The 24,810-nt window shown below is 63.1% G+C and carries 19 protein-coding genes and 1 pseudogene; 8 read left to right on the top strand and 12 right to left on the bottom strand.

The features are described from left to right. Window positions 1-47: 47 nt before the first annotated feature. A pseudogene (locus G5V57_RS27520) lies at window positions 48-1,145 on the bottom strand (class II histone deacetylase). 88 nt (window positions 1,146-1,233) lie between these two features. Then, entirely contained in the window at window positions 1,234-3,957 is a 2,724-nt protein-coding gene (locus tag G5V57_RS27515; RefSeq protein ID WP_165171399.1) for a LuxR C-terminal-related transcriptional regulator, read from the bottom strand. A 384-nt stretch (window positions 3,958-4,341) separates the two neighbouring features. On the opposite strand from G5V57_RS27515, the gene dapA reads away from it, so the two are divergent. After that, the gene (gene dapA, locus G5V57_RS27510; protein ID WP_246737397.1) at window positions 4,342-5,238 is read left to right on the top strand and encodes a 4-hydroxy-tetrahydrodipicolinate synthase; all 897 of its coding nucleotides are present in this window, start codon (window positions 4,342-4,344) and stop codon (window positions 5,236-5,238) included. On the opposite strand, the gene G5V57_RS27505 is transcribed toward dapA, so the two are convergent. The 6 genes from G5V57_RS27505 to G5V57_RS27480 form a co-directional block, all read right to left on the bottom strand. After that, the gene (locus G5V57_RS27505) at window positions 5,239-5,982 is read right to left on the bottom strand and encodes a hypothetical protein (protein WP_165171395.1); all 744 of its coding nucleotides are present in this window, start codon (window positions 5,980-5,982) and stop codon (window positions 5,239-5,241) included. Then, window positions 5,957-7,231, bottom strand: a complete 1,275-nt coding sequence (gene eno / locus G5V57_RS27500) for a phosphopyruvate hydratase (RefSeq protein ID WP_165171393.1) — start codon at window positions 7,229-7,231, stop codon at window positions 5,957-5,959. Before eno ends, G5V57_RS27505 begins: the two co-directional genes overlap by 26 nt. 102 nt (window positions 7,232-7,333) lie before the next feature. Further along, the gene (gene kdsA, locus G5V57_RS27495; RefSeq protein WP_165171391.1) at window positions 7,334-8,170 is read right to left on the bottom strand and encodes a 3-deoxy-8-phosphooctulonate synthase; all 837 of its coding nucleotides are present in this window, start codon (window positions 8,168-8,170) and stop codon (window positions 7,334-7,336) included. Continuing rightward, window positions 8,167-8,583, bottom strand: coding sequence for a PaaI family thioesterase (locus G5V57_RS27490; RefSeq protein ID WP_206530108.1), 417 nt, complete (start codon window positions 8,581-8,583; stop codon window positions 8,167-8,169). The genes kdsA and G5V57_RS27490 overlap by 4 nt, the downstream gene beginning before the upstream one ends. 13 nt (window positions 8,584-8,596) lie before the next feature. Continuing rightward, entirely contained in the window at window positions 8,597-9,478 is an 882-nt protein-coding gene (locus G5V57_RS27485; RefSeq protein WP_165171387.1) for a VOC family protein, read from the bottom strand. Next, window positions 9,475-11,898 (bottom strand): DUF3772 domain-containing protein, encoded by a 2,424-nt coding sequence (locus G5V57_RS27480; protein ID WP_165171385.1) that lies wholly within the window; start codon window positions 11,896-11,898, stop codon window positions 9,475-9,477. Before G5V57_RS27480 ends, G5V57_RS27485 begins: the two co-directional genes overlap by 4 nt. A 133-nt stretch (window positions 11,899-12,031) precedes the next feature. Here G5V57_RS27480 and G5V57_RS27475 point away from each other — a divergent pair, with 133 nt between their 5' ends. The 5 genes from G5V57_RS27475 (at window position 12,032) to G5V57_RS27455 (ending at window position 17,708) form a co-directional block, all read left to right on the top strand. Beyond that, window positions 12,032-13,096: a LacI family DNA-binding transcriptional regulator gene (locus G5V57_RS27475; protein ID WP_165171383.1), complete on the top strand. Its 1,065-nt coding sequence runs from the start codon at window positions 12,032-12,034 to the stop codon at window positions 13,094-13,096. Between the two features lie 34 nt (window positions 13,097-13,130). Then, window positions 13,131-13,877 carry a transporter substrate-binding domain-containing protein gene (locus G5V57_RS27470; RefSeq protein ID WP_165171381.1) on the top strand — a complete coding sequence of 249 codons (747 nt, stop codon included), beginning with the start codon at window positions 13,131-13,133 and terminating at the stop codon, window positions 13,875-13,877. A gap of 68 nt (window positions 13,878-13,945) precedes the next feature. Beyond that, complete coding sequence (locus G5V57_RS27465) at window positions 13,946-15,577, top strand: amino acid ABC transporter permease (RefSeq protein ID WP_165171379.1); 1,632 nt, start codon at window positions 13,946-13,948, stop codon at window positions 15,575-15,577. Beyond that, on the top strand, window positions 15,558-16,967 hold the full coding sequence (locus G5V57_RS27460) for a GH1 family beta-glucosidase (RefSeq protein ID WP_165171377.1): 1,410 nt from the start codon (window positions 15,558-15,560) through the stop codon (window positions 16,965-16,967). Before G5V57_RS27465 ends, G5V57_RS27460 begins: the two co-directional genes overlap by 20 nt. Window positions 16,968-17,015: 48 nt before the next feature. Then, on the top strand, window positions 17,016-17,708 hold the full coding sequence (locus G5V57_RS27455) for an SDR family oxidoreductase (RefSeq protein ID WP_246737396.1): 693 nt from the start codon (window positions 17,016-17,018) through the stop codon (window positions 17,706-17,708). Window positions 17,709-17,717: 9 nt separating this feature from the next. Here the strand turns inward: G5V57_RS27455 and G5V57_RS27450 are convergent, their stop codons facing one another. The 3 genes from G5V57_RS27450 to G5V57_RS27440 all read right to left on the bottom strand — a co-directional run bounded on the left by G5V57_RS27450 (window position 17,718) and on the right by G5V57_RS27440 (window position 21,250). Continuing rightward, window positions 17,718-19,346: a CTP synthase gene (locus G5V57_RS27450; protein ID WP_165171375.1), complete on the bottom strand. Its 1,629-nt coding sequence runs from the start codon at window positions 19,344-19,346 to the stop codon at window positions 17,718-17,720. 84 nt (window positions 19,347-19,430) lie between these two features. After that, on the bottom strand, window positions 19,431-19,832 hold the full coding sequence (secG, locus tag G5V57_RS27445) for a preprotein translocase subunit SecG (protein ID WP_165171373.1): 402 nt from the start codon (window positions 19,830-19,832) through the stop codon (window positions 19,431-19,433). A 230-nt stretch (window positions 19,833-20,062) separates the two neighbouring features. Beyond that, a complete protein-coding gene (locus G5V57_RS27440; RefSeq protein WP_165171371.1) occupies window positions 20,063-21,250 on the bottom strand; it encodes a helix-turn-helix transcriptional regulator in 1,188 nt (395 codons plus the stop codon). 164 nt (window positions 21,251-21,414) lie between these two features. Here G5V57_RS27440 and G5V57_RS27435 point away from each other — a divergent pair, with 164 nt between their 5' ends. Beyond that, window positions 21,415-22,035 carry a LysE family translocator gene (locus G5V57_RS27435; RefSeq protein WP_165171369.1) on the top strand — a complete coding sequence of 207 codons (621 nt, stop codon included), beginning with the start codon at window positions 21,415-21,417 and terminating at the stop codon, window positions 22,033-22,035. A 3-nt stretch (window positions 22,036-22,038) separates the two neighbouring features. Here G5V57_RS27435 and tpiA read toward each other — a convergent pair whose 3' ends face one another. Continuing rightward, a complete protein-coding gene (tpiA, locus tag G5V57_RS27430; protein ID WP_165171367.1) occupies window positions 22,039-22,776 on the bottom strand; it encodes a triose-phosphate isomerase in 738 nt (245 codons plus the stop codon). Between the two features lie 122 nt (window positions 22,777-22,898). On the opposite strand from tpiA, the gene G5V57_RS27425 reads away from it, so the two are divergent. Then, window positions 22,899-24,788, top strand: a complete 1,890-nt coding sequence (locus G5V57_RS27425; RefSeq protein WP_165171365.1) for a peptidylprolyl isomerase — start codon at window positions 22,899-22,901, stop codon at window positions 24,786-24,788. The last annotated feature ends 22 nt before the right edge of the window (window positions 24,789-24,810 follow it).

Here is a 24,810-nt window from a genome sequence, read left to right as displayed (position 1 = left end):
CGGCAGTTTACCCGCTCAGCACGAGGAATTCACCTGTCAGGACCTACCTAATTCTCTGGACAAGGCGGAAGGCCTCCTCGATCACGGCGAGTTGATGGGGTTGCGCATCCATGCCACCCCATTGCGCCATCAGCGGCCCCCACGGATCCTCGACCCTCGGTCTTATGACCGGACAATTCCTCGATCACCGCGAGGCCGCAATAGGGCGCATACATCTCGGAATAGCCGCCCTCATGGGTCATCGCGATACGTCCCCCGCAGAGTTCCGTCGCCGCCGTCATCAGGAGGCGCGTGAGGTCACGGAAGCCATCGGCGCTCATCATCATGCGGCCCAGGGGATCGACGCCACCCGCATCGAAGCCCGACGGCACGACGATAAGCTCAGGCTTGAAGCGCCGGAGCGCCGGCAGCACCACGCGCTCGAAGGCGGCAATATAGGCGCCTGGTCCGGAACCCGGCGGCAACGGCACATTGATGTTGAAGCCCTCGCCCGCGCCAGTGCCGTTTTCGGAAATGCCGCCCGAAGCGGCGGGGAACAGATTGTCCTGATGCAGCGAAATGGTGAGCACGCTCGGATCGTCATAGAATATCGCCTGCGTGCCGTTGCCGTGATGGACGTCTCAGTCGACAGTGGCGACGCGGCCGACGCCCAGCACCTTCTGGGCGTGGCGCACGGCGATCGCGGCATTGGCGAAGAGACAGAAGCCCATGCCGACATCTTTGGTCGCGTGATGTCCCGGCGGGCGGATCAGCGCATAGGCATTGGCGACCTTGCCCGTGACGACGGCGTCGACAGCCTCGATGGCGCCGCCGGCGGCGAGAAGTGCTATCTCGTAGCTGCCGGCGCCCAGAGGCGTGAGCATGCTCGCATCGCCATAGCCACGCTCGCTGATCTCCCGAATATGGCTCACATGCGCCGGCGTGTGGACGCGCACCACTTCCTCGACGCTCGCCGGCCGCGGCTTGATGATCGTCAGCTGGTCGAGCAGCCCGCTGACTTCGAGGAGATTGCGCAGGCGCCGCTTGGTCTCGGGATTTTCGGCATGGGTGCCGGGCTGAATATGGAGGCCCGGCGGAAACACCTGGTTCCAATTCCAGGTATTGTGCCACAGATAAAGCTCGTGAAAGACGAAACCCGTCGCCATTGTGACTCCCCGCTTGATCAGACGGTGGCGATGATGGCGCTTCCTGACCTGAAGTGTCCCGACACCTTCGGGTAACGGGTGGTGTTTTTCACCCCACACTTTCGGGTGGCGCGATGAGGCCGATTTCCTTCAGTTTGAGGACCGCCTCGGTGCGGTTGGACACGCCGAGCTTGCCGAAGATGTTCTTCAAATGCCACTTGACCGTATCGGGCGCCATGGCGAGTGACTGTGCCAACTGACGGTTGCTGTAGGCGCACATGAGGTACGAGGCGACCTCCATCTCCTTGCCGCTCAGGGGCTTCCTGGACGACTGGCCCGAAATGCGCATTGGCGCACGGCCGGCCCCGGCGCGATTGAGCGCCGCCATAACGCGTTCAACGAAATCGGCGGTTTCCGACTTGCGCGACCAGGCGGGGATGCGGCCTCGGGCGAAATCGAGCGCCGCCTTCAGGAGCGGCCCTTCATCGACGAGCGAGCGCATCGCCCGCTGCGGCAGCGCCAGCGTGATGAGATCGACCGTGGCGGCCAAGGCCTGCAAGGTCTCGCCCGCCGCATGGGCGGCGATCGCCACCAGCGCGCGCACCTGGATGAGACCGCGCAGGCGCCCGTCGCGGCGCTGGCGTTCGGCAATGCGCTCGAGAATGGCGATGGCGCGTTTGGGATGCCCCTCGGCAATGAGCACGCGCGCCACGCCGATATGGGCATGTTCTTCGAGCGGATGGATGTCCTTGGCTCTCTCGCTCGCGGTCAAACTGATGCCACGCAACTGCAAGGCCATGCGCGCAGCGGCGACGTCGCCACGAGAGAGGAGCAACCGCACGCGATCATTGAGGGCGCTGACGGTCAGGCGACGATAGCGTTTCTCCATGCCGAGCTGCTCGGCGCGCTCGAGATGGAAGATCGCCTCGTCATGGCGGCCATTGGCCTGGGCCAGCCGCGCCAGATGCAGCTTGCAAGCCATTTCATGCACGACCAGGCCGCACTCCTCGATCACCCGGCGATGCTGATGCAGCAGACGCTCGGCGCTGTGCAGATCGTCCCACTCATAAAGGAGCTCGACCTGTATGATCGCCGACATGGCTTCCGAGTAAGAATTGGCGCCAAGCCTTTCACGCGCGAGTTGCCTCGCGCGGGTAAGCAGATCATGCGCCTGAGGCAGATTGCCGGCCGACAATTCGACGAGCCCCAGAATGAGATCGGCATAGACGATGCCGAAGATCGAATGGGCCGCCGCGTGATGGTCGCGCGCCTTCAGCGCCGCGAGCCTCGCGGCATCCGATTCTCCCAGCGAGAAATGCGCGAAAGCGCGGATATTGCTCAAGGTACCCTGAGCAAAGGGCTCGCCTTCCGGATAATCGGCGAGCCAGCGCGCGGCCAGCTTCGTCGCCATGCGCGGCCAGTCGGCCGCGCTGACGACACCTGTGGTCAATGTCCGCAGCTCGGCCTCGAGCGCGCGGATCGTCTTGCGATCGATGGCGCCGTCGCGTGCGAGCTTCGCGACCAGTTGCTTCGCCTGCTTGAGAACGCGCACCGCCTCGCGCGAGCGGCCGGTGTGGAAATGCGCCCAGACACGGGTCAAGAGAAGGCGCGGCCGGGTCGCGATCACGTCGGGCGGCAGACGGTTCAGCCATTCCGTCACCAGCGGAATATGGCCCTGCATGATGATCGGGGTCGCGCATTTCTCCACCAGATCCGCCGCCACGTCCTGATCACCGGCGGCGAGCGCATGGCCAACGGCATCCGAGACATAGCCGTTGGCGGAGAGCCAGGCGGAAGCCCTGCGGTGGAGATCGGCGCGGCGCGCTATGCTCCAGGCCGCGAGCTTGCCGCGCAGGAAATCGCTGAAAAGATGGTGGTAGCGAAACCAATGGCCGGTGCTGTCGAGGGCAATGAGGAAAAGATTGGCGCGCTCGATCAGCGCCAGGATCATTGCGCCATCGAGATCGGGCGAGACCGCCTGGACAAGGCCCAGATTGAAGCGTTCGAGGATCGAGGTGCGGAGCAGGAGATCCTGGACCTCGGCCGGCTGGCGTGCCAGCACCTCATGGGCGAGGAAGCCCGCCACATCGCGCTGGCTGCCCGAGAATTCGGTGATGAATTTTTCCTTCGACGGCTCATGCGCGAGCGTCAGCGAGACGAGCTGAAGGCCGAGCGGCCAACCTTCTGTCTTGTGATGCAGCGCCACGACCCCGGCGGTCGACAGATCGAGCCGGCAGACCTGACGCAGATAGTGATCGGTTTCGTCGAGCGAGAAACGCAATTCGCTGGCGCCGAGATTGACCACTTGCCCTTTCATCCGCATGGCGTCGACCGGCAATTCGCCGCGCGTGGCGAGCACCACATGCAGCGCCGGCGGCGCATAGGTCACGAGCGCATTGAGGAAGACGGCGATCTCGGAGGAGATGATGAGATGCGCATCGTCGAGCACGAGATAGACGGGCTCCGACAATCGCGACAGATCGTTGACGAGACCTGCCAGGATGGACTCGACAGGCGTGACCGGGCTCGACTCGATGAGCGAAAGCGCATGGGCGGCGATCGTGGCATCGGCGCGGTTGAGCGTGCCGGTGATATATCTCAGGAAGCGGGCGAGGTCATTGTCCTGTGCATCGACAGAGAGCCAGGCGATGCGTCGGCCGACCGCGGCCTTCACCGCCCATTGCGCAAGCAGCGTCGATTTGCCGAACCCGGCCGGCGAGGAGACGATGGCGAGCCTGCCTTGCGTCGCCTCCTCGAGCATGGCGATCAGTCGCGGTCGCTCCACCGTCGCCCCGCGCAAATGCGGGGGATGCATCTTGGTCTCGATGAACATCCGTGGCTCATTCTCCAACCGGACTGAAGTGAGCCTGATCTAGAGCAAATCCCGCCAAAGTTGAAGACTTTGGCGATAAGGATTTGCTCCAACATATTGATTTGGCGCGAATCCTTTTCGGCGACGTGATTCTACGTCGCCGGGATACGCGCTAGGCCGGCGAAGACCTCGAAAGCAAGTCAACCTTGACCGCGCGCGCTTGATCGGTCATTCTCAGAACATGGCCGCTTGCCGCACCATCAACGCGAAATCGAAAAAATCTCCCATTCGGGGGACGAAGATCGCTTGCGTGTGAAGTAGACAGCCGCCAGAAGATCGAAGTGAACCCCGCCGGTTTGGACGGGGTTTTTTGTTGCCCGTCTCCGGCCCATGAGGAGACGAAACATGACAATCGTGGGTCTGTGGATCCCGCTGATCACCCCCTTCCGTAACGGCGAGCTCGACGAGACGTCGCTCACCCGGATGATCCGCCACTATGCCGCACAGCCGGTCGACGGCGTCATTCTCGGCGCCACCACAGGCGAAGGCTTGAGCCTCAGCGACGAAGAGACCGACCGCATCGTGCTGGTGGCGCGTGCCGAGCTTGCCGAGGCGAAGCGCCAGATGCCGATATTTCTCGGCCTCTCGGGGGGCGCCACGGTGAAGGTGCTCAAGGCGCTGCACCGGACACAGATGCTTGCCGTCGATGGCTATCTGATCGCCTGCCCCTATTACACGCGCCCCTCGCAGACCGGCCTCTACCAGCATTTCGCGCAGCTCGCCGGCAATACGGATCGCCCGATCGTGATCTACAACATCCCTTATCGGACCGGCGTCAACCTCGGCAATGAAACGATGCTGCGCCTGGCGGAACTCCCCAACATTGTCGGTGTGAAGGATTGCTGCGCCGATGCGGGCCAGTCCTTCGATCTTCTGCGCCACAGACCGCAAGGCTTCTCCGTGCTCACCGGAGAAGACGCCCTCTTCTACACCGCGCTCACGCAAGGCGCCGATGGCGGCATTCTCGCTTCCGCTCATGTCGGAACGGAGACCTTGGCGCATGTCCGCATGCTGCTCCGGCAAGGCGACCAGCGAGCGGCACTCGCCGCCTGGCGGGCATATGCCGACACGCCGCGGCTGTTGTTCCAGGAACCCAATCCCGCGCCGATCAAGCACTGGCTGTGGCGCACCGGCCTCATCGACAGTCCGGAGCTCAGACTGCCCATGGTGCCGATCTCGGACGCCCTGGCGCAGCGTATCGATCAGCATATCGAAGGGCTGAAGGCGCGCGCGGCGGCTTGACTACTGCAAGACCTTGAATTCGCCGACGGCGACCTTCTCCGCCCCTGCGGGTCCGGCAATGCGCAGCCATAGATATTTGCCGCGTGTCTGGGCCGGAAGCGAGAAGGTCTGGCGGCCGGCCGAAGTCTGGAGCGGATAGCTCATGACCGGCCGGCCCGAAGCCTCGAGCTTGCCCTCGGGCAATACCATGACATCGAGGATGGTCGCCTTGGCCATGCCGTCGGCCTGGGTCGGCGGCGCATATTCGAGCGCGCTCACCTGCCGCTCGCCGCCGAGGTCGAGCAATACATTGACCTCCTGGTCGGGTGCCTGGATCACGAGCTCGGTCTCAGGACTGCCGTCGAAGAGGTCGCGGAACTGGTAGCGGGCTTCGCTGCCGTCCTTCAACGCCGCAGTGGCGATGTTGCGGCTCAGGTCGAGCGCCGCCGTCTGGGCCGCAGCCTGCGGTAGCGTGGCGGCCGTGATGTCGCTCTTGCCGCCCGAATTGACGGCATCGATAACGCCACCGGACTTCGCAACATCTATCCCGATCGCGGGATCGACTTGCCCCACCTTCTTCGCGGGGTCGAGCGCCACCGTCACATTGATGGGCGTCTTTTCCGAAGTCGGGCTGAAGGCCTGGATGCCGGCAAAGACAACCCCGGCCAGCGCCGCGAAGGCGCTGATGCCGAGATTCAGGTTTGAAAGCCTGGAGGTCTTCGCCGTCCCTCCGCCCTTCCTATCGAAGGATTGAGCGTCCCGCATATTCCGCCTGTGCCCCTAACTCTTCCTCGATCCGCAGCAGCTGATTGTATTTCGCCAGCCGGTCGGAGCGCGCCAGCGAACCGGTTTTGATCTGGCCGCAATTTGTGGCGACAGCAAGATCGGCGATGGTGGCGTCCTCGGTCTCGCCGGAGCGGTGCGACATGACGGCGGTGTAGGCCGCCTTATGGGCCATTTCGACCGCTTCCAGGGTCTCGGTGAGCGAGCCGATCTGGTTGACCTTGACCAGGATGGAATTGGCGACGCCCTGGGTGATTCCCTGCTTCAGCCGCTTGGTGTTGGTCACGAACAGGTCGTCGCCGACCAACTGACAGCTCTTGCCGATAAGCTCGGTAAGCGCTTTCCAGCCTTCCCAATCGTCCTCCGCCATGCCGTCCTCGATCGAAATGATCGGATAGTCCTTGGCCAGCTTGGCGAGATACTTCACCTGCTCGTCGATCGAGCGGATCTGGCCCTCGCCTTCATAATTGTACTTGCCGTCCTTGAAGAATTCGGTCGCGGCGCAGTCGAGCGCCAGATAGACGTCCCTGCCCGGCTTATAGCCCGCCTGCTCGACCGCTTTCATGACGAAATCGAGGCCGGCTTCGGCCGACGGCAAATTCGGCGCGAAGCCGCCTTCATCGCCGACATTGGTGTTGTGCCCAGCCTTCTTGAGGGCGCCCTTCAGCGTGTGGAAGATCTCCGCTCCCATGCGCAGGCCTTCACGGAAACTGTCGGCGCCGACCGGCATGACCATGAATTCCTGGAAATCGATCGGATTGTCGGCATGGGCGCCGCCATTGATGATGTTCATCATCGGCACCGGCAGGATGCGCGCGGCGGGACCGCCGACATAGCGGTAGAGCGGAAGCCCCGAGGTATCGGCCGCCGCCTTGGCGTTGGCGAGCGACACGCCGAGAATCGCATTGGCGCCGAGGCGACTCTTGTTGGTCGTGCCGTCGAGGTCGATCATGGCGCGGTCGAGGGCGATCTGGTCCTCGGCATCCATGCCGGCAAGCGTGTCGAAAATCTCGCCATTGACGGCTGCGACAGCCTTGGTCACGCCCTTGCCGAGGAAACGCAGCTTGTCGCCGTCCCTCAGCTCCACCGCCTCATGCGCCCCGGTCGAGGCGCCCGACGGCACGGCGGCGCGGCCCGAGGAGCCATCCTCCAGCACCACGTCCACTTCGATGGTCGGGTTGCCGCGGCTGTCGAGAATTTCGCGCGCTGTGATATCGAGAATGGCGGTCATGAGTCACTCCAGTTGGCTGGTCGGAGCGTCTCTATGCTGGCCCCGGATGACGATTGCAAGTCCGTCTTCCGGGCCCCGGATCCGGCGTCATTCGCCCCCGGTCTAGGCCGCATCCGCCTTGGCAATCCGGTCATGCGCCAGGAGTGCGGTGAGCAGCGCTTCGAGCTTGTCCAGCGGCACCATATTGGGGCCGTCGGACGGCGCGTTGTCGGGATCCTGATGCGTCTCGATGAAGACACCCGCCACGCCCACCGCGACGGCGGCTTTGGCGAGAACCGGCACGAAACGGCGGTCGCCGCCCGAGGACGTTCCCTGGCCGCCGGGCTGCTGGACCGAATGAGTGGCGTCGAACACCACCGGGCAGCCGGTCTCGGCCATGATCGGCAGGGAGCGCATGTCGCTCACCAGTGTGTTGTAGCCGAAGGAAGCGCCGCGCTCGGTGAGGATGACATTGGGATTGCCGCTCTCGACCACCTTGGCCGCGACATTCTTCATGTCCCAGGGCGCCAGGAACTGTCCCTTCTTCACATTGACCACCCGGCCCGTCCGGGCGGCGGCGATGAGGAGATCGGTCTGGCGCGAGAGGAAGGCCGGGATCTGGAGCACGTCCACCACCGGTGCAAGCTCCGCGCACTGATGATTTTCATGGACGTCGGTGAGGATCGGCAGATCGAATTCCTTGCGAATGTCGGCGAAGACGGCAAGCGCCTTTTCGAGGCCAAGGCCGCGCTTGCCGGTAAGGCTGGTGCGGTTCGCCTTGTCGAAGGAGGACTTGTAAACGAGGCCGATCCCGAGCTTCCGGGCGATCTCCTTGAGCTTGCCCGCCATCATGAAGGCATGCTCACGGCTTTCGAGCTGGCAGGGACCCGCGATCACGGTCAGCGGCAGCTTGTTGCCGATGCTCAACTTGCCGATCTGTACGGTGGTATTCGGTTTCATTCGTTATAGACCATAAAAGTGCCGGATCCATGCGCATAGAGCTTGCCGGCCGCGTCGGTGATGCGGGCCTCGGCGGTCTGGATGCGCCGGCCGAAATGAATGACTTTCCCGGTGCAGGTCAAGAGGCCCGTTTCGGCAAAGATGCCGCGCACATAGTTGACCTTGAGTTCGATGGTGCCGAAATTGGCTTCCTTGCCGAGCCGGGAAAAGATCGCGCAGCCCATCGCGCTGTCGAGCATGGTGGCGGCATAGCCGCCGTGGCAGCGCTGCTGCGGGTTGTAGAAACGGGGGGATGGCACGGCCTCGAAGGTCGCTTCGCCATTGCCCAGGCTCACCAGCCGCATGTCGAGGATTTCGTTGAAGGGCGAGCCGGCGCCACGCCACCAGCGCTCGATCTCTTCCCGTCGCGTCAAGATTCTTTCATCATCACTCATCTTCATCGTCTTGCCGGTTCAACGCAAAAAACGCAAGAGCGCTACCGTTTACGTCAACAGAGAGCACGGCACGATGAGCGCCATCCTTGCGAAGCTGGTAGGCCGGGGCGCTGATCGCCTCCTCCAGCCTGGCAATCCGGCGCACGCCGACGGTGAAGCCGCCGAAATGCGGGCCCTGTCCCATATCGCGCGCGCGGCCGAAACTCCGCGCGAAGGCTTGAGGCGTAATGCAGCTGATGTTGCCGCGCGCGGTGCGCAGCGTGATGCCGCCGGCGACGGCTTCGGCGGGGACTCCGGCGAAAGCCGAAAGAAAGGCAGCATGAGCATCAGGTCTCTCGGCAACAAGGCTCACATCGAGAATGGTCAAGGCGCGGTTGGCGTGGCGCTGATAGTGCGGCTTCCAGAAATGTTCGGGCGCATGCTGCTGGCAAGTGAAGAAAGCGATGTTCGGCAGCGCCGGATCGGTCGCGAAAGCGAGTGAGAAGCCGACAGTCACCTCTTCGCCACTGGGAAGCTTCGCCTGGCGCTGAAAATCGAACGGCTCATAAGTCTGCAATCCCGCCGCGCGGAAGGCGGCCACATCGGCGCGCGCATCGGTGGAATCGAGAACCAGCATCGACATGCCTTCGCCGCGTTCGAGGAAGTCGCGATTGAAGGCGGCGAAGGAGAAGTGCCCTGCCCCGGCTTGCGTGATCTTCTTCGGCTCGATCACGCTCAGCAATTCGAGAAAGCAGCCTTCGAGCTGGATGAGACTGTTGCCGGTGCCGAAAGGATGGCGCGCCTCGGGCGTCAGCGTGAAGCCCAGCGCCGTGTAGCTGTCGCGCATTGCACCGAGATCGTGCCCGCAGAGCACCAGATGGTCGATGCCTCTCATGCCTTGGCCGGCTTCGCGGTTGTCCTTGCCGGCTGGCTCGCCGGCACATCGGACTCACCGACCCTCACATCGGCGAAGGCGCGCGGCAGTTGAATGCCGTTCTCCTGGAAGGCCGCGAGAATGGAGAACCGGATGTCGCTCGCCACGCTGGCGCCGCTGGTAATGTCGCCGACATAGGCCTTGAGGTCGAATATGTAGCCGTTCTGGCCGAAGTCGCGGAGCGTGACAGTGGGCTCGGGATGATAGAGCACCAAAGCGTGATCCTTGGCCGCCTTGAGAATGATATCCCTGACCTCGACCGGGTCGGCGCTCACCGAAGCGGGCACCGTCACCACGAAACGGCCGATCGTGTCGCGATGCGTCCAGTTCTTGACCGGCTCGGTGATGAGCAGCGAGTTCGGCACGATGATGGAGCAGTTGTCGAAGGTCTCGATCTCGGTCGAGCGAACATTGATCTGCTTGATGATCCCTTCCGAGCCCTTGATGTCGACCCAATCACCCGCCCTGACCGGACGCTCGGCCAGCAGAATGAGGCCGGATAGAAAATTGTTGACGATCGACTGCAGACCGAAACCGATGCCGACGCCTAGTGCGCCGGCGACGATGGCGAGATTTGAAAAATCTAGACCCGCGGCAGAAAGCGCAAAGCCGGCTGCGGCGACATAACCGGCGTAATTGGCGCCTTTCACAACCGAGTCGCGTACGCCGCTGTCGATCTGGGTCTGAGAGAGAACGCGGGCATTGAGCCAGCGGGTCACGATCTTGGTGAGCAGGAAGCCGCAGACCAGGACGGTGATGATGAGAGCTATGCTCGATAGCGAGAAGCTGATGTTGCCGACCTTGAACGTGTCGAAGGCCCGGTCGAGCAAGCTCGAGAAGCTGACCCAGGTGACTGTCCAGTTCAAGAACAGGAGCGGCAGGCCGACGAGGACGAGGGCCAGGTCTATGAAGGTGCGGAATACCGTGCTCAGGCGCGCGACGCCGCGCTCGCCGAGCCCGGTAATCCTGCGCAGGAACTGGCCGAAGCTCGAGCCGCTATCGAGACCCGACACCACCAGCGCGTCGGTCAGGTGATGGACGAGCAGCAAGGTGACGATCAGGAGCGAAGTGTCGACGATCTGCTCGGCGATGAATCCGGCCAGCGCGATATAACCGAGACAGAGGGCGACCGTGGCGACAAGCAGCAGGAGCCAGATCGGCGGTCCGAACTTTCTTGCCCAGGTAAAATAGATCGCCCCGTCATGCGCGGTCTTCGGCAATCCTTCCTGGTTGCGGGCAATGAAGAGGATAGCCGCTATGACGACGATAAGGCCAATGGCGACCGACGCCCCCTGCGCCGCCATGAAGGTGGACGGCAGATAGAGGACGGCAGCTATCTCAGTAAAAGAGTCCTTCAACACCGAGAGCACGACCGCAAGCGTCGTCAGAAACGCGAAACGACCCGCCGCCTTGTCATCGAGATTGAGCACCCTGTAGGCCGGGTTGATCGGCGCCGCCATCCGGTAGACGAGCGTGCCGAAGATCGCCGGTGTGATCAACAGATCGGAAAAAGCCGAGACGAACTGGGCAAACCGCGGGGTCAAGAATCCGGCCGCACCGAAGCTCAGGTAAAACGCGATGAACAGAGCCAGGATGGAGAGACCAGCAAAAACGGCGCCGCGCACAATGCGCCACAGGCGATCGGTGTCGTCCGGGGGTCTGCTGCGCACGAACAGGCTGCTGCCGAAGCGGCGCATGAACCAACGTCGAATCTGGTGATAGAGAACGACCAGCCCGCCCAGAATCAGCGGCACGATAAAGAGGACGCTGAGGTCGCCGGTCTGCGAGATTTCTTTCCACCAGTTGACGAGAAGCTGGCTGAGCCTGGAGAAGAAAGTCGCGGAGCCGGTGAGACCGTCATACCAGAAGGACGGTGATAGAACTGATCCCGTGCGCTCCAACAGGCGGCTGAAAAACTGATCGCGCTGCAATTGCGCGACGCGGGCGATCTGCTGGTCGGCCTCGACGGTGACGAGATCGAGCTGCGCCTGCGCCGCCTTGATCCGATTCAGACTACTCTGCAATTCCGTGCGCCGGTCGGCGATGGCCGACGGCTCGCTCGTGCCGTCGGCGGGAGCTGGCCCGATGCTCTTGAGTTGCTGGTCGACCTCGACAAGCGGTCCTCTCAGGCTCTCGGACTGGCGCACCGATGTGGCGCGGACATCGTCGAGCTGGCGGCGGAAATCGGTGAGCTGGTCGGAGGTGAGCGTCGGCAGCGATAGCTCGTTCTGGATGCGGGTCAAATCCTGCTTGAGCGATACCGCCGCCCGCTCGGCCTGGCCCAGAATGGCCTGATCGAAGGCAAGTGCCTGCAGCGTGAAGACGAGGAAACCGCAGAATACAGCCACGGCATAGCGGAAGCGGAGATCGATCAGACTCATGGCGCGGTTGTACCGCTGCCCGGCGCGTTACGCCAGACGGCGCGCGTCCTCACGGCACATTTGATAAAACTCCTTATTGAAATCGATTTTATTCGGATATAATCTCAATCGCGAGCCGGGTCGAAGGTCGGAGATGAACACCAGAAAACCGCAGTCGCAAGCCGCTGGCCAGCGCCCCACGGTAAAGACCCTGGCGCAGGCCACCGGCTACTCGATCGCCACCATTTCCAAGGCGCTCCGGGATTCCCCCGTGGTCACGGCCGAGACCAAGGAGCGCATTCGCGAGGCCGCCCTCAAGGTCGGCTACCAGGCCAATATGCGCGGCGTATCTCTGCGCGCCGGCAGGACCTTTCAGGCCGCCGTGCTGATGCCGGTCATCGTTGCCGAAGGCTTCGAATGGGACGGTGTCGAATATACCCAGATCCTCAGCGGCATCAGCCAGGCGCTCGAAGGTTCACCCTACAATATCGCTGTGCATGTCATCCGTGACGCCGATGATGGGCGCATCGTCGCCCAGCGCATTGTGGAAACCGGTCTTGCCGACGGACTCATCTTCTCCGGCATCCGCGCGGACGACCCGCGCATCGACTTCCTGGTCGAGCGCAACTTCCCCTTCGTGGCGCTGGGCCGCTGCCGCAAGCCCGTGACCTATGCACATGTCGATGTCGACAATGACTGGGCCGCGCATGCCGCGACACAGCGCCTGATCGCCGGCGGCCACCAGCGCATCGCTCTCATCAATCCCGACAGCCGGCTTTCCTATGCCCTGGACCGCATTGACGGCTTCCGTCGGGCATTCCTCCAGGCGGGCCTCGCGCCCTGCGATGATCTCATGGCCATGGGCGGCCTCAGCCCCCGCTTCGGCAAGGAGAGCGCCTTGCGCCTCGGCCATCTGCCTGATCCGCCGACGGGTTTCATCTGCGTCAACGAAGCGACCACGCTCGGCGTGCTCGCAGGGTTATCGGAACTGGGCCTTGCGGCGGGACGTGATGTCGATGTCATCGCCTATGACGACATCAATGTCAGCGCCTATTTCTCCCCGCCTTTGACCACCTTCTATCTGCCGATCGAGCGGCTTGGCCGCAAGCTCGGAGAATTTTTCCTGCGTCGCATCGCCGGCGAAGAACCGGCGGCGCTGCAGGAAATCTACCAGCCGGACCTCGTCGTCCGGCAGGCTAACAAGCTCGTCCGGCCGTGAGCCGGTGGCACAAGAGCAACAGAGAGGAAACGTCATGATAAAATATTTGCTTGCCGCCTTCGCAGCCCTGCTGCTGGCCGGCCCCGCCCAAGCCGGCGACCTCAGCGGCAAGACGCTCAAGGTGGGCTCCGACACGACATCGCCGCCCATGGAGTATGTCGACCAGGCGACGGGCCAGATCGTCGGCTTCGACGTCGACGTGGTGAACGCCATCTGCGCCAAGCTCAATTGCAAGGCCGAATTCGTCACCACCGGCTGGGATGGCATCTTCGCGGCACTCGATCAGGGCAACTTCGATCTGGTTGCGTCAGGCGTCTCGATCACCGATGAACGCAAGAAGGCGATGGATTTCACTGATCCTTATATCGTCAACAGCCAGGCCATTCTCGTGCGCGTCGCCGATCAGGCCCTCACCGTCGAGGATTTCAAAAGCAAGGGAAAGAAGCTTTCCGCCCAGGCGAACACGACCGATGCGCAGCTCGCCGAGACCCTGGTCGGCAAGGACAAGGTCGCCGCCTATGACACGTTCAGCGCCGCCATCCTTGCCCTGAAGAACAAGGACGTCGACGGCGTCGTCATCAACGGCGCCAATGGTCAGGCTTATGAGAAGGAGTTCGCCGGCGAACTCGTGGTCGGCATCAAGGACCTGCAGTCCGATCCCCTGGGCCTCGTCTTCCGCAAGGGCGACGAACATGTCGCCTCCTTCAATGAAGGCCTGCAGGCGATCAAGGACGACGGCACCCTGGCCCAGCTCATCGAGAAATATTGGGGCCTGAAGTAACGAATACGGTCAGCCCATCACTTCAGGCCGATGAGGCCTGAAGTGACCGTGGTCCCGGGGGAAACATCATGCGGTTCCTGAAAAGACTGCGGCCGAGCAACCTCATCATCCTCTCGGCGCTGCCCTTCATCATCTATATCTTCGCCGCCTCTCCCGACTACCGCCGCTCGCTTGCCGCCATTCTCGGTATCGAGCATGGTTCTTCGCTTCTGCTGCCGGGCTTTGTCCTGCTGCTGGCGGCCTTCGCCTCGGGTTTGGCCGCGCTCCATTGGTATCGATCGCGGCCGCAAATGAGCCTCATCCTGGCCGGGCTCAATCTCGCCCTAGCTGCCTGGCTCACCGTCACCACGACGGCGCTGCCTTTCATCGCTTCCATCGTCGCCAACAGCGTCGACCCCTTCACCTCCGATCTCGTGATCAAGGGCGAGACACCGCGCCGCCTGACTGAAGCGACTCTGGCCGCCGTCGCCCAGATTGCGCGGACAAGTTGCCTCGCCTATGCCCTCCTGTCGTTCGCCGGCTTCGCCTTCTTCTTCAGCCGCGCGCCAGAGCGGTTGCGTCGCATCGCCCTCTGGGGACTCGCGGCCATCAACGGCGCCGGCCTCCTCTATCTCCTGCTCTTCGCCTATCTGGGCTTCGCAGCCGGGCTCGCGACCTCGATCCGCGCCGCAATCCTCGCTTATATCCTGGCGATCCTGCTTGGCCTCTGCTGGGTCATGCTGCTCCAGCTCCAGCTGGTGAGGCGCAGCTTCCTCGTCTTTCCGGCTATCGCGGCGCTGTTCGCCGCCGGTGCCGCCTGGCAATTCCTGCAGCCTGCTATTCCCTATACCCTCGCCGGCACGCTGACCGGAAAAGTGGCGGTCATCCAGAACACGCCGCGCAGCCTCATCGATGCCGTGCGCTTCGCGCAATTCCCCGGCGCACCGGAGGTCGACGAGCTGCCGCTCAAGACCTTCGCCACCGCCGAGGCGGCGCTCAAGGCCGTAGCGCAAGCCCAGGATGTGAGCGCCGCCCTCGTGCCTTCACAAGCGCTCACATCGGACAGTGCCGCATTCTGGCAGACTGCCTCGCTTCCCGACCACAACAAATCCGCCGGCACGGCTTTCGCCATCGCGGCAATCGTCACCGCGCTTCTCACATTCGGCGGCCTGCTGCATCAGCGCCACCCGCTCTCGATCGGCGCTGAATTCATCATCGACATCTTGCGCGGCATCCCCATGCTGGTCGTTGTCCTCTATGTCGGACTGCCGCTCAGCGGCGCCCTCAAGGAGGGGACGGGCGGCTTCATCGATCCGCCCAATCTCATGCGCGGCATCGCCGCCATGGCGCTCGCTTATTTCGCCTATCTTGCCGAAATATTCCGGGCCGGCCTCAAGGCGGTGCCGCCGGGCCAGATCGAGGCGGCGCGCAGCCTTGGATTGAGCCGCTGGACCACGGCGCGGCTGGTCATCATTCCGCAGGCCTTCCGCGTCATCATCCCGCCGCTCGGCAATGAATTCATCGCCATTCTGAAGGACACGTCGCTGCTGTCGATCCTGTCGATCCGCGACATCACCCAGCGCATGCGCGAATTCCAGTCGGCGAGCTTCCTGCCCTTCGCGCCCTATAATTCCGCGGCGATCTTCTATGTGCTGCTCACCCTCGCCGCCGCGAGCCTGATCACATCCATCGAGAGGAAATATGATGTCAAACACCGCTGAGGACATGGAACGGCTGATGGCGCGCGCGCGGTCCCTGCATGTGCCGGGCCCCTTCGTCTTCGGCGCCGCCACCGCCGCCTATCAGATCGAGGGCGCGCCCAAAGCCGACGGCAAGGGCGAAAGCATCTGGGACCGCTTCACCCGCCAGACCGGTGTCATCGTCGATGACAGCACCGGCGACGTCGCCTGCGACCACTATCGCCGGTGGCCGGAAGACATCCGGCTCATGCGCGAACTGGGCCTCGGCGCCTATCGCTTTTCGCTCGCCTGGCCGCGCATCCAGCCGGATGGCGCAGGCAAGATCAACGCGGCCGGCCTCGATTTCTACAAGCGGCTGATCGACGGCCTTACCGAGTCCGGCATCGAGCCCTTCCTGACCCTCTATCACTGGGATCTGCCACAGGCGTTGCAGGACAGAGGCGGCTGGTACAGCCGCGAGACGTCGCATCGCTTCGCCGACTATGCCGATCTGGTGAGCCGTGCGCTGACCGACCGTGTCCAGCAATGGACGACCCTGAACGAACCCTGGACCTTCTGCTGGAGCGGGTACGCGACCGGCGAGGACGCGCCCGGCCTGAAGGATGGCGCCAAAGGGGGCTTAAGCGCCAGTCATCACGCCTTGCTCGCCCATGGTCTGGCTGTGCCGGCGATCCGCGCCAATGTGGAGGGGGCGGATATCGGCATCGTGCTCGACCTCAACACGGTGATACCGGCATCCGACAAGGCGGCCGACGTCGCCGCCGCCGGGCGCTTCGAGGCCGCGCAGAACCGCTGGTTCCTCGATGCGCTGTTCAAGGGCCGTTACCCTGAGACGATGCTCGATCTTTGCGGCGGTATGCTGCCCGAGATCCGCGCCGGCGATAGTGAGATCATCGCCGCTCCCCTCGATTATCTGGGCGTGAACATCTATCGCCGCTCGATCATGGCGGCGGGCTCGGAGCTGCCGCCCTTGAATTTCGAGCGTGTCAATCCGCCCGGGCGCTACTCGGCGGTGAAGTACGAAGTCTGGCCGGAGTCGATCGAGGACATACTCGTCTATGTGCATGAGCAATATGGACCCAAGGCAATCTACATCTCCGAGAACGGCTTTGCCACGACGGCCGAGCGCGTGACGCCAGACGGCGCCATCCACGATGTCCTGCGCGCCGAGTATCATATCGATCATCTCGACTATATGGCGCGCGCCATGCGCCGCGGCGTACCGGTGAAGGGTTATTTCGCCTGGACGCTGATGGACAATTTCGAATGGGCCTATGGCTATTCGACGCCCTTCGGCATCGTGCATGTCGACTTTGCCGACCAGACGCGGCGCATCAAATTCAGCGGCCATGTCTATGCCGCGATCGCCCGCAATTCTTCAGCCAGCCAGAGCGCCAAGCCGGCCGCCTGAAAGCCTTGCGGTAAAAAATCGATTGCTCTGGAACATTGTGGATCGGCCATGACGCGCAATCTCGAGAATGGACATCCGATGACGATCCTTGTTACCGGCGCCAATCGAGGCCTGGGCCTTGAGCTCACACGGCAATATGCCGACGCCGGTCACCGTGTCCTCGCCTGCAACCGAAGGCCCGCTGACGCGCCCGCCCTCGCCGGCTCTGTTACCTGGAAGACACTCGATACCGGAGAAGCGGAAAGCATTGAAGCCCTCGCCACTGATCTCGCGGCACAGCCTGTTGATGTTCTCATCAACAACGCCGCCCGGCGCGGCGACACCGGCGGCCTTGACACTCTGTCCACAGACGATTTCCTCACCACCCTCCGCATCAATACGTTGGGGCCACTTCTTATGGTGAAGGCCTTCCGGCCGCATCTTGAACGCGGGCGGCGTCGCATCGTCGCCAATATCAGCAGCCGCGCCGGCTCGGTAGCCGAGGGCCTCGATGCCGACGGCGACTACGCCTATCGCTGCTCCAAGGCGGCGCTCAATATCGCCACGGCCAAGCTCGCCTTCGATTACCGGCTCATCTTCCTGGCACTGCATCCGGGCTGGGTGAAGACCGACATGGGCGGGCCTCAAGCCGATCTGCCAGTGACGGAAAGCGCCCAGGGTCTTCGCGCGGTCATCGACGCCGCTGCCCCCGGTAACAACGGCTCATTCCGCAGTTTCGACGGCAGCAGGATAGGCTGGTAGGCAGCTCTCCTAGACCAGGCGGCTCTGCTCGACCGCGGCGGCGATGAAGGAGGCAAACAGCGGGTGCGGCTCGAAGGGCCTGGATTTGAGCTCCGGGTGATACTGCACGCCGATGAACCAGGGATGGTCCGGATATTCGATGGTTTCCGGCAACAGCCCGTCGGGCGACATGCCGGAGAACAGCATTCCCGCCTTCTCCAGTCTTTCGCGATAGGCCGTGTTCACCTCGTAGCGGTGGCGATGGCGCTCGGAAATGCGGGTGTCGCCATAGATGTCGGCGATCTTGCTGCCACCCTTCAGCGTCGCCTCGTAGGCGCCGAGTCGCATCGTGCCGCCGAGATCGCCCCCTGCCCGTCGGATCTCGAGCTCGTTGCCCTTCATCCATTCGGTCATCGTGCCGACCACCGGCTCGCTCGTCGCTCCGAATTCGGTGGAGCTTGCGTTGCCGATGCCGCACAGGCTGCGCGCCGCCTCGATGCAGGCCATCTGCATGCCGAAGCAGATGCCGAAATAGGGCACCTTGCGGGTACGCGCGAACCTGGCCGCCTTGATCTTGCCTTCCGAGCCCCGCTCACCGAAGCCGCCCGGCACCAATATGCCATGAACGCCTTCGAGATAGGGCGCGGGATCCTCCTTCTCGAATATCTCGGATTCGATCCATTCGAGCTTGACCTTGACCTTATTGGCCACGCCGCCATGGACGAGCGCTTCGTTCAGCGACTTGTATGCGTCGAGGAGGCCCGTATATTTGCCGACCACCGCGATCTTCACCTCGCCTTCCGGATGGGTGATGCGGTCCATCACCGTCTTCCAGCGCGTGAGATCAGGCTCGGGAACGGTGGTGATGCCGAACGCGTCCAACACTTCCTTGTCGAGCCCTTCGGCATGATAGGCGCGCGGAACATCGTAGATGCTCTTCACGTCGAGCGCCTGGATCACCGCCGAGGGGCGGACATTGCAGAAGAGTGCGATCTTGCGCCGCTCGTTGACCGGGATCTCGCGGTCGGCGCGGCACAGCAGGATATCAGGCTGGATGCCGATCGAGCGCAGTTCCTTCACCGAATGCTGGGTCGGCTTGGTCTTGAGCTCGCCGGCCGTCGGGATGAAGGGCAAGAGCGTCAGGTGGATGAAGATCGTCTGGCCGCGCGGCAGCTCGTTGCTGAGCTGGCGGATGGCCTCGAAGAACGGCAGGCCCTCGATGTCGCCGACCGTGCCGCCGATCTCGACGAGGACGAAGTCATAGCCCTCATTGCCGGTGGTGACGAATTCCTTGATGGCATCCGTCACATGCGGAATGACCTGGACGGTGGCGCCCAGATAGTCGCCGCGGCGTTCCTTGGCGATGATGTCCTGATAGATGCGCCCGGTAGTGATATTGTCCTGCCGGTTCGCCGAGCGTCCGGTGAAGCGCTCATAGTGGCCGAGATCAAGGTCAGTCTCGGCACCGTCATCGGTGACGAAAACTTCGCCGTGCTGATAGGGGCTCATGGTCCCCGGATCGACATTGAGATAGGGATCGAGCTTGCGCAGGCGCACGGAAAATCCGCGCGCCTGAAGGAGAGCGCCGAGCGCTGCCGAAGCCAGACCCTTGCCGAGGGAGGAGACCACGCCGCCGGTGATGAAGATGTACCGCGCCATGGGCCCCTAATCTAACCTCTCATCCATACGATTCGAAGCCCGGATTTCTGAGGTCCGGGCTTCTGTGGAAAGCTGTGAAACAAACTACTGTGAAACAGGAACCTGCGGCTGCCCGGTGCCACCCGAGCCACCACCTTGCTGATTCTGATTCTGACCCGCCGGCGGCAGCGTCGGCAGGACGCTCCCACCCGACCCGGTCGGCGCCGACTGGCCCTGGTTTTGCTGGGTCGCCGGGGAATTGAAGAGCGATCCACCGCCGGTGCGGCCCGAGAGCAATGTCAGGCCGATCGAGGTCATGAAGAAGATGACCGCCAGAATGGCCGTGGTGCGGGTCAGCGTATTGCCGACGCCGCGCGCCGAGAAGAGCGAGCCGGCACCGCCGCCGCCGCCGATCCCGAGGGCACCACCTTCGGAACGCTGAAGAAGCACGACGCCGATCAGGGCCAAGGCGATGATGAGATGAACGACTAGGAGGACGGTTTGCATCTGGAGGGTCCGATTTCGAAATTCGGTGGCAGCGTCTAGCGCGGATATGGGAGCGAGGCAACCCTTCGGCAAGACGCGCCATCATTCGATCCTGCCAGGGCCGCAGCCAAATATGGATACCCCCTACAATTCAAAGAGTTATACTGAAACACTCATCTCATCTCTTGAAACGCCGGACGGACGGTCCGCCCGGCCCAACGGCTTCCGTTTTCCGGCGCGCCGCATGAGGATCAATTCTGAAGCGTGATCGCCGAGGCCATTTCGGTGGCGAGCCGGATGAAATCGCTCTGGCGCGACACCCCGGTTTTGCCAAATATGTTGCCGAGATGGGTGCGCGCCGTCGTCTCGGCGATACCGAGCCTTTCTGCGGCTTCCGCGAGCTTCTGTCCTTGCAGCAGGCCGTCGAGCAAGCGCGTCTCCATCGGCGACAGGTCATAGGCGACCGACATGGCCTCCGCCCCATGCGCCGCCGCCGACACTGGGCCGATGAAGATCGCGACCTTGGCGCCGGGATGCAGCCTGGAGCGGACATCGCCCTCTTCCAGCGGCAGAATATGAGCCAGCATCGGAGGGTCGCCAGCGCGGGTCAGCCGAACCGCCCTCGCCTTGCTGTCCGCGCCGATCACACGGTCGCCGGCCTGCGCGATGGCCGCAATGAGCTTCAGGGACGACGCCGGATCCTCGGTCCGGATCATGCCGCCCGCCGCATGAATGGGCCGGCCCTGCCTCAGCATCGTCTCGGCGGCCTTGTTGGAGCTGAGGATAAGCCCCCGCTTGTCGGTCATCACGACGCCGGCCATCAGGGCATCGAGCGCCTGATGCGCGCGTTCGCACTCCACCGTCTTGAGGTCAATCACATCGCCGATCATCGCGGCGCGCCTGATATGAGGGAGCAGCAATCGGCCAAGCGCCATTTCGCGCTCGGTGATGATGCCCATTTCGCGGTGCCGGCTCATGGCGAGCTGGGCATGCCGGGTCGGCGAGCGCATCAGCACCAGTTGCAGCGTGTCGACGAGGTCCTGCGGCGCGTTCCACTCGGCGTTGACGGGTGAGGCCGCGAGAACGGCGGCCGGGACGTTGCGCGAATTGGCCTGCGGTTCGTCGATCGACCAGTCCGGCGCGTAATAGAGCCGCTTCCACGAGGCGAGCTCGGCGGCATGGCGGTCGAGCTCAATGAGCCAGTACGGAGAAATATTGAGCGACTTCGAGAAGACGGCGCGGCCTTGCGCGAGATCGAACATCACGAGCAGCGCGCCATGGCAGTTGAACAACTGGGTCAAGGCCGCGAGCGCCCTGTCCCAGCGTGCCGGATCGAGCGCGCAATCATAAATGAGGCCGATGACCGTCGAAATCTCCTCGACGGATGGCGAGTTATTCTTACGCTCGATAATTTTTGGAGAGAGGGCCTTGCTCTTCATGCGGCGATCATAAATGTCGTCTCACCGCTGCATAGGGCCAGAGCTTAACTATTCAGTTATCCTGATCGCTAGAAAGCGATGTTCCTCAACACTCTCCTCCTCTGTTTGAAGGAGGTGCGCCTTTCCGGAAGCTGCGATAGCGGCGACTCTCTGGAGAGGTCATCATGCCGCCCATCGAACATTTGTTGCCGTTTCTCTTCGCCACTTTGCTGTTCGCGGTCATGCCGGGCCCTGCGATCCTTTATATGACGGCGCAGACCATGGCATTTGGCAGCCGGGCGGGCATCATGGCGGCGCTCGGCATCCATATCGGATGCTATGCCCACATCATCGCCGCTTCCATCGGACTTGCTGCGGTCCTGACACATTTTCCCGGCCTCTATGTCGCCTTGAAGCTGGCCGGCGCCGCTTATCTGGTCTGGCTCGGCTTGCGGATGCTATCAGGAACCGCCGGCCCGCAAGCCGAAGCGGCTTCCTCAGGCAAGGCCGCCTTCCGGGAAAGCATCGTCGTCGAGATACTAAATCCCAAGACGGCGCTGTTCTTCGTGGCCTTTCTTCCGCAATTCGTCGATCCCGCGGCCGCCTGGCCGGTCGGCCTGCAATTTCTGGCGCTCGGCGTGATCGTCAATCTGGCGCTGTCGTTCGCCGATCTCGGCGCCGTCGGCCTCGCCGCGCTGGCCCGCGGCCGCCTCTTTGCTCAGCCGCGCGGCAACCGTGTGCTGTTCACGGCCTCGGGCTCGATCCTGATCGGCCTGGGCGTGCTGCTCGCCGTCCAATCCTTCTGAAATTTATGTATAGGCCTTGATGATGCCGATGAAGTCGGCGGCCTTGAGACTCGCGCCGCCGACCAGCGCGCCATTGACATTGGCGACCGCCATCAGCTCGGCGGCGTTGCCGGGCTTGACGGAACCGCCATAAAGGATGCGCAGAGCCGGATCGGTCTTGGCGCGGATCGAGGCATGGACTTCCGCCACTTGCTCGACGGTGGGGGTAAGGCCGGTGCCGATGGCCCAGACCGGCTCATAGGCGACGACGGTATTGGTGGGGACCGCATTCATCGGCAAGGATCCCTTCAGCTGGCGCGCGATCACCTCGAGGGTGCGGCCGGCCTTGCGCTCATCGAGCGTCTCGCCGATGCAGATAATGGCGGTGAGGCCGGCCCTGTAGGCCGCTTCCGCCTTAAGCCTTACCGTCTCGTCGCTTTCGCCGTGATCGGCGCGGCGCTCGGAATGGCCGACGATCACCGCGCTGCAGCCGGCATCCTCGAGCATTTCAGAGGAAATGTCGCCGGTGTGGGCGCCATGCGCATGCCAATGGCAGTCCTGGCCGCCGAGCCTGATTTTGGCGCCCTTGACCACCGACTTGATGCTGGTGATGAGGGTCGCCGGCGGGCAGATCATGACTTCGCATTTCAGGCGCACGTCCTTCAGCATGCCGGCCAGGAGCCGGGCTTCCTTCAGGGCGGCGGTCGTGCCGTTCATCTTCCAGTTACCGGCGACCAGCGGTTTTGGTGATTTCTGAGCCATATCAGTCCCCTACCCGAGATTCTCAAATCCTACTAGCAGAGCCAAGCGGCGCTTGCGAGGGTTGATCCTCATCCCTATTATGCGCGCCGCTCCAACGGGAGCATTTTTGAGAAGGTGAATTGATGCTCGATAGAATGAGAAGCGGCGCCAAGAGCTGGATGGCCAAGGTGCTCATGGGTCTGCTGGTCCTGAGCTTCGGCGTCTGGGGCATCGCTGACGTTTTCACCTTCCGGGCTACGTCGGCGCTGGCGACAGTCGGCGACCAGGAGATTTCCGGGGTCGAATTCACCGAGGCCTATCGAAACTGGCTGCAGAACTATCAGCGGCAGACGGGCCGGACCATCACGCCGGAGCAGGCCCGCCTCCTCGGCCTCGACCGCGCCGTTCTCAACGACATGATTCGTACCGCCGCCCTCGATGGCGAAGCGAGCAAGATGAAGCTCGCCATCTCGGATGCCCAGATCGTCGAACTCGCCAAGACAAACCCCGCCTTTCACAATTCGCAAGGCGTCTTCGATCCGGCCCGCTTCGCCGAACTCCTGCGCCAGAACGGCCTGACCGAAGCGGGATACGTCGCCGGCGAGCGCGCGCGCTTCCTCAGAAGCGCCGTCGGCGACACCGCGACCTGGAACTTCACGCCGCCCAATGCGCTCAAGGAAGCCGCCTACCGCCATCGCAATGAGCAGCGCGATGCGCGCTATTTCGTTCTGCGCCCGCAGGACCAGGACGTTCCGACGCCCACCGAGCAGGATCTAAAGACATTCTGGGAGAAGAACAGCGCCCAGTTCACGGCGCCCGAATACCGCGTGATCGCCGTCATCAAGGCCGATCCGGAGGATCTGGCGCCGACCATCAAGATAAGCGACGACGAGCTCACCGCGGCCTATGACAGGTTCAAGGGCGATTATTTCAAGCCGGAGCTGCGCACCATCCTGCAGATCCCCTTCCCCTCGATCGAGGAAGCTAAGAAGGCCAAGGAGCGCATCGCCGCCGGCACCGACTTCATGGCCATCGCCAAGGAGCGCGGGCTCACCGACACCGATGCCTCGCTGGGCGAAGTCAGCAAGGACAAGGTCCTCGACACGCTCATTGCGGACGCCGCCTTCGGCCTCGCGCAGGACCAGGTGAGCGATCCGGTCCAGGGCAAGCTGTCGGTCGTCCTCCTCAAGGTGACGAAAATCACGCCCGAGAAGCAGTCGACGCTCGATGAGGTCAAAGCCGAGCTCACCCAGCGCCTGCAGCTCGAAAAGGCGCGCAGCGAAGTCCAGACCACCTATGATGCGATCGAGGACGCGCGCGCTCAGCAGAAACCGTTCGAGGAGATCGCCAAGGACGTCAACCTGCCGCTTACCGTGACGTCCCCGGTCGATGTCCAGGGCCAGGGCAAGGACGGCAAGGAAGTCGAAGTGCCGTTCAAGGAGAATGTCCTGAAGCAGGCCTTCGAGAGCGACACCGGCGTCGAGAACGACGCGCTGACGACGCCGTCGGGCGGCTATGTCTGGTATGAGGTGCGCGAAGTGACGCCTTCCGCCATCAAGCCCTTCGACACTGTCAAGGCCGAGGTCGAGACCGCCTGGAAGGCGCAGAAGCTGCGCGAAGTGGCGCTCGAAAAGGCCAAGCAGATGGTCGAGCGCGCCCGCAACGGCGTGACGCTTGAAGCGCTCGCCGGCGAAGCCAAGGCCGAGATCAAGACGGTCCAGGGCCTCAAGCGCAACGAAACGACGAACGAGTTCGGTGCCGACGCGGTCGCAGCCCTTTTCTCGGTTCCCGAGAACGGCTTTGCCTTTGCGCCGGAGGGCGACGGCAAGGGCGCCAAGGTCATGCAGTCGCAGGCCGTCCTCATCCCGACTTACGATCCCACTTCGGAAGAAGCCAAGACCATCGCCAAGGCACTGAGCGATGGCGCCGGTAACAATCTGGCGGCGAGCTATGTCGCCGATCTCCAGAACGAACTCGGTGTCTATGTAGACGAGAATATGTGGCGACAGGTCACGGGCGCGAACGCTAACTGATCTCAAATCCTGAAGGCACACT

The organism is Nordella sp. HKS 07, from assembly GCF_011046735.1.
GTDB lineage: Bacteria > Pseudomonadota > Alphaproteobacteria > Rhizobiales > Aestuariivirgaceae > Taklimakanibacter.
This window is presented reverse-complemented; position numbering and strand designations above follow the sequence as displayed.

Excerpts from the sequence above, each read along its gene's own strand:
- G5V57_RS27435 (WP_165171369.1), top strand. The coding sequence starts at position 21,415 with ATGCCGCCCATCGAACATTTGTTGCCGTTTCTCTTCGCCACTTTGCTG.
- dapA (WP_246737397.1), top strand. The coding sequence starts at position 4,342 with ATGACAATCGTGGGTCTGTGGATCCCGCTGATCACCCCCTTCCGTAAC.
- G5V57_RS27515 (WP_165171399.1), bottom strand. The coding sequence starts at position 3,957 with ATGTTCATCGAGACCAAGATGCATCCCCCGCATTTGCGCGGGGCGACG.
- G5V57_RS27450 (WP_165171375.1), bottom strand. The coding sequence starts at position 19,346 with ATGGCGCGGTACATCTTCATCACCGGCGGCGTGGTCTCCTCCCTCGGC.
- G5V57_RS27485 (WP_165171387.1), bottom strand. The coding sequence starts at position 9,478 with ATGAGAGGCATCGACCATCTGGTGCTCTGCGGGCACGATCTCGGTGCA.
- eno (WP_165171393.1), bottom strand. The coding sequence starts at position 7,231 with ATGACCGCCATTCTCGATATCACAGCGCGCGAAATTCTCGACAGCCGC.
- kdsA (WP_165171391.1), bottom strand. The coding sequence starts at position 8,170 with ATGAAACCGAATACCACCGTACAGATCGGCAAGTTGAGCATCGGCAAC.
- G5V57_RS27455 (WP_246737396.1), top strand. The coding sequence starts at position 17,016 with ATGACGCGCAATCTCGAGAATGGACATCCGATGACGATCCTTGTTACC.
- G5V57_RS27425 (WP_165171365.1), top strand. The coding sequence starts at position 22,899 with ATGCTCGATAGAATGAGAAGCGGCGCCAAGAGCTGGATGGCCAAGGTG.
- G5V57_RS27460 (WP_165171377.1), top strand. The coding sequence starts at position 15,558 with ATGATGTCAAACACCGCTGAGGACATGGAACGGCTGATGGCGCGCGCG.
- G5V57_RS27465 (WP_165171379.1), top strand. The coding sequence starts at position 13,946 with ATGCGGTTCCTGAAAAGACTGCGGCCGAGCAACCTCATCATCCTCTCG.
- tpiA (WP_165171367.1), bottom strand. The coding sequence starts at position 22,776 with ATGGCTCAGAAATCACCAAAACCGCTGGTCGCCGGTAACTGGAAGATG.
- G5V57_RS27505 (WP_165171395.1), bottom strand. The coding sequence starts at position 5,982 with ATGCGGGACGCTCAATCCTTCGATAGGAAGGGCGGAGGGACGGCGAAG.
- G5V57_RS27475 (WP_165171383.1), top strand. The coding sequence starts at position 12,032 with ATGAACACCAGAAAACCGCAGTCGCAAGCCGCTGGCCAGCGCCCCACG.
- G5V57_RS27480 (WP_165171385.1), bottom strand. The coding sequence starts at position 11,898 with ATGAGTCTGATCGATCTCCGCTTCCGCTATGCCGTGGCTGTATTCTGC.
- G5V57_RS27470 (WP_165171381.1), top strand. The coding sequence starts at position 13,131 with ATGATAAAATATTTGCTTGCCGCCTTCGCAGCCCTGCTGCTGGCCGGC.
- G5V57_RS27440 (WP_165171371.1), bottom strand. The coding sequence starts at position 21,250 with ATGAAGAGCAAGGCCCTCTCTCCAAAAATTATCGAGCGTAAGAATAAC.
- secG (WP_165171373.1), bottom strand. The coding sequence starts at position 19,832 with ATGCAAACCGTCCTCCTAGTCGTTCATCTCATCATCGCCTTGGCCCTG.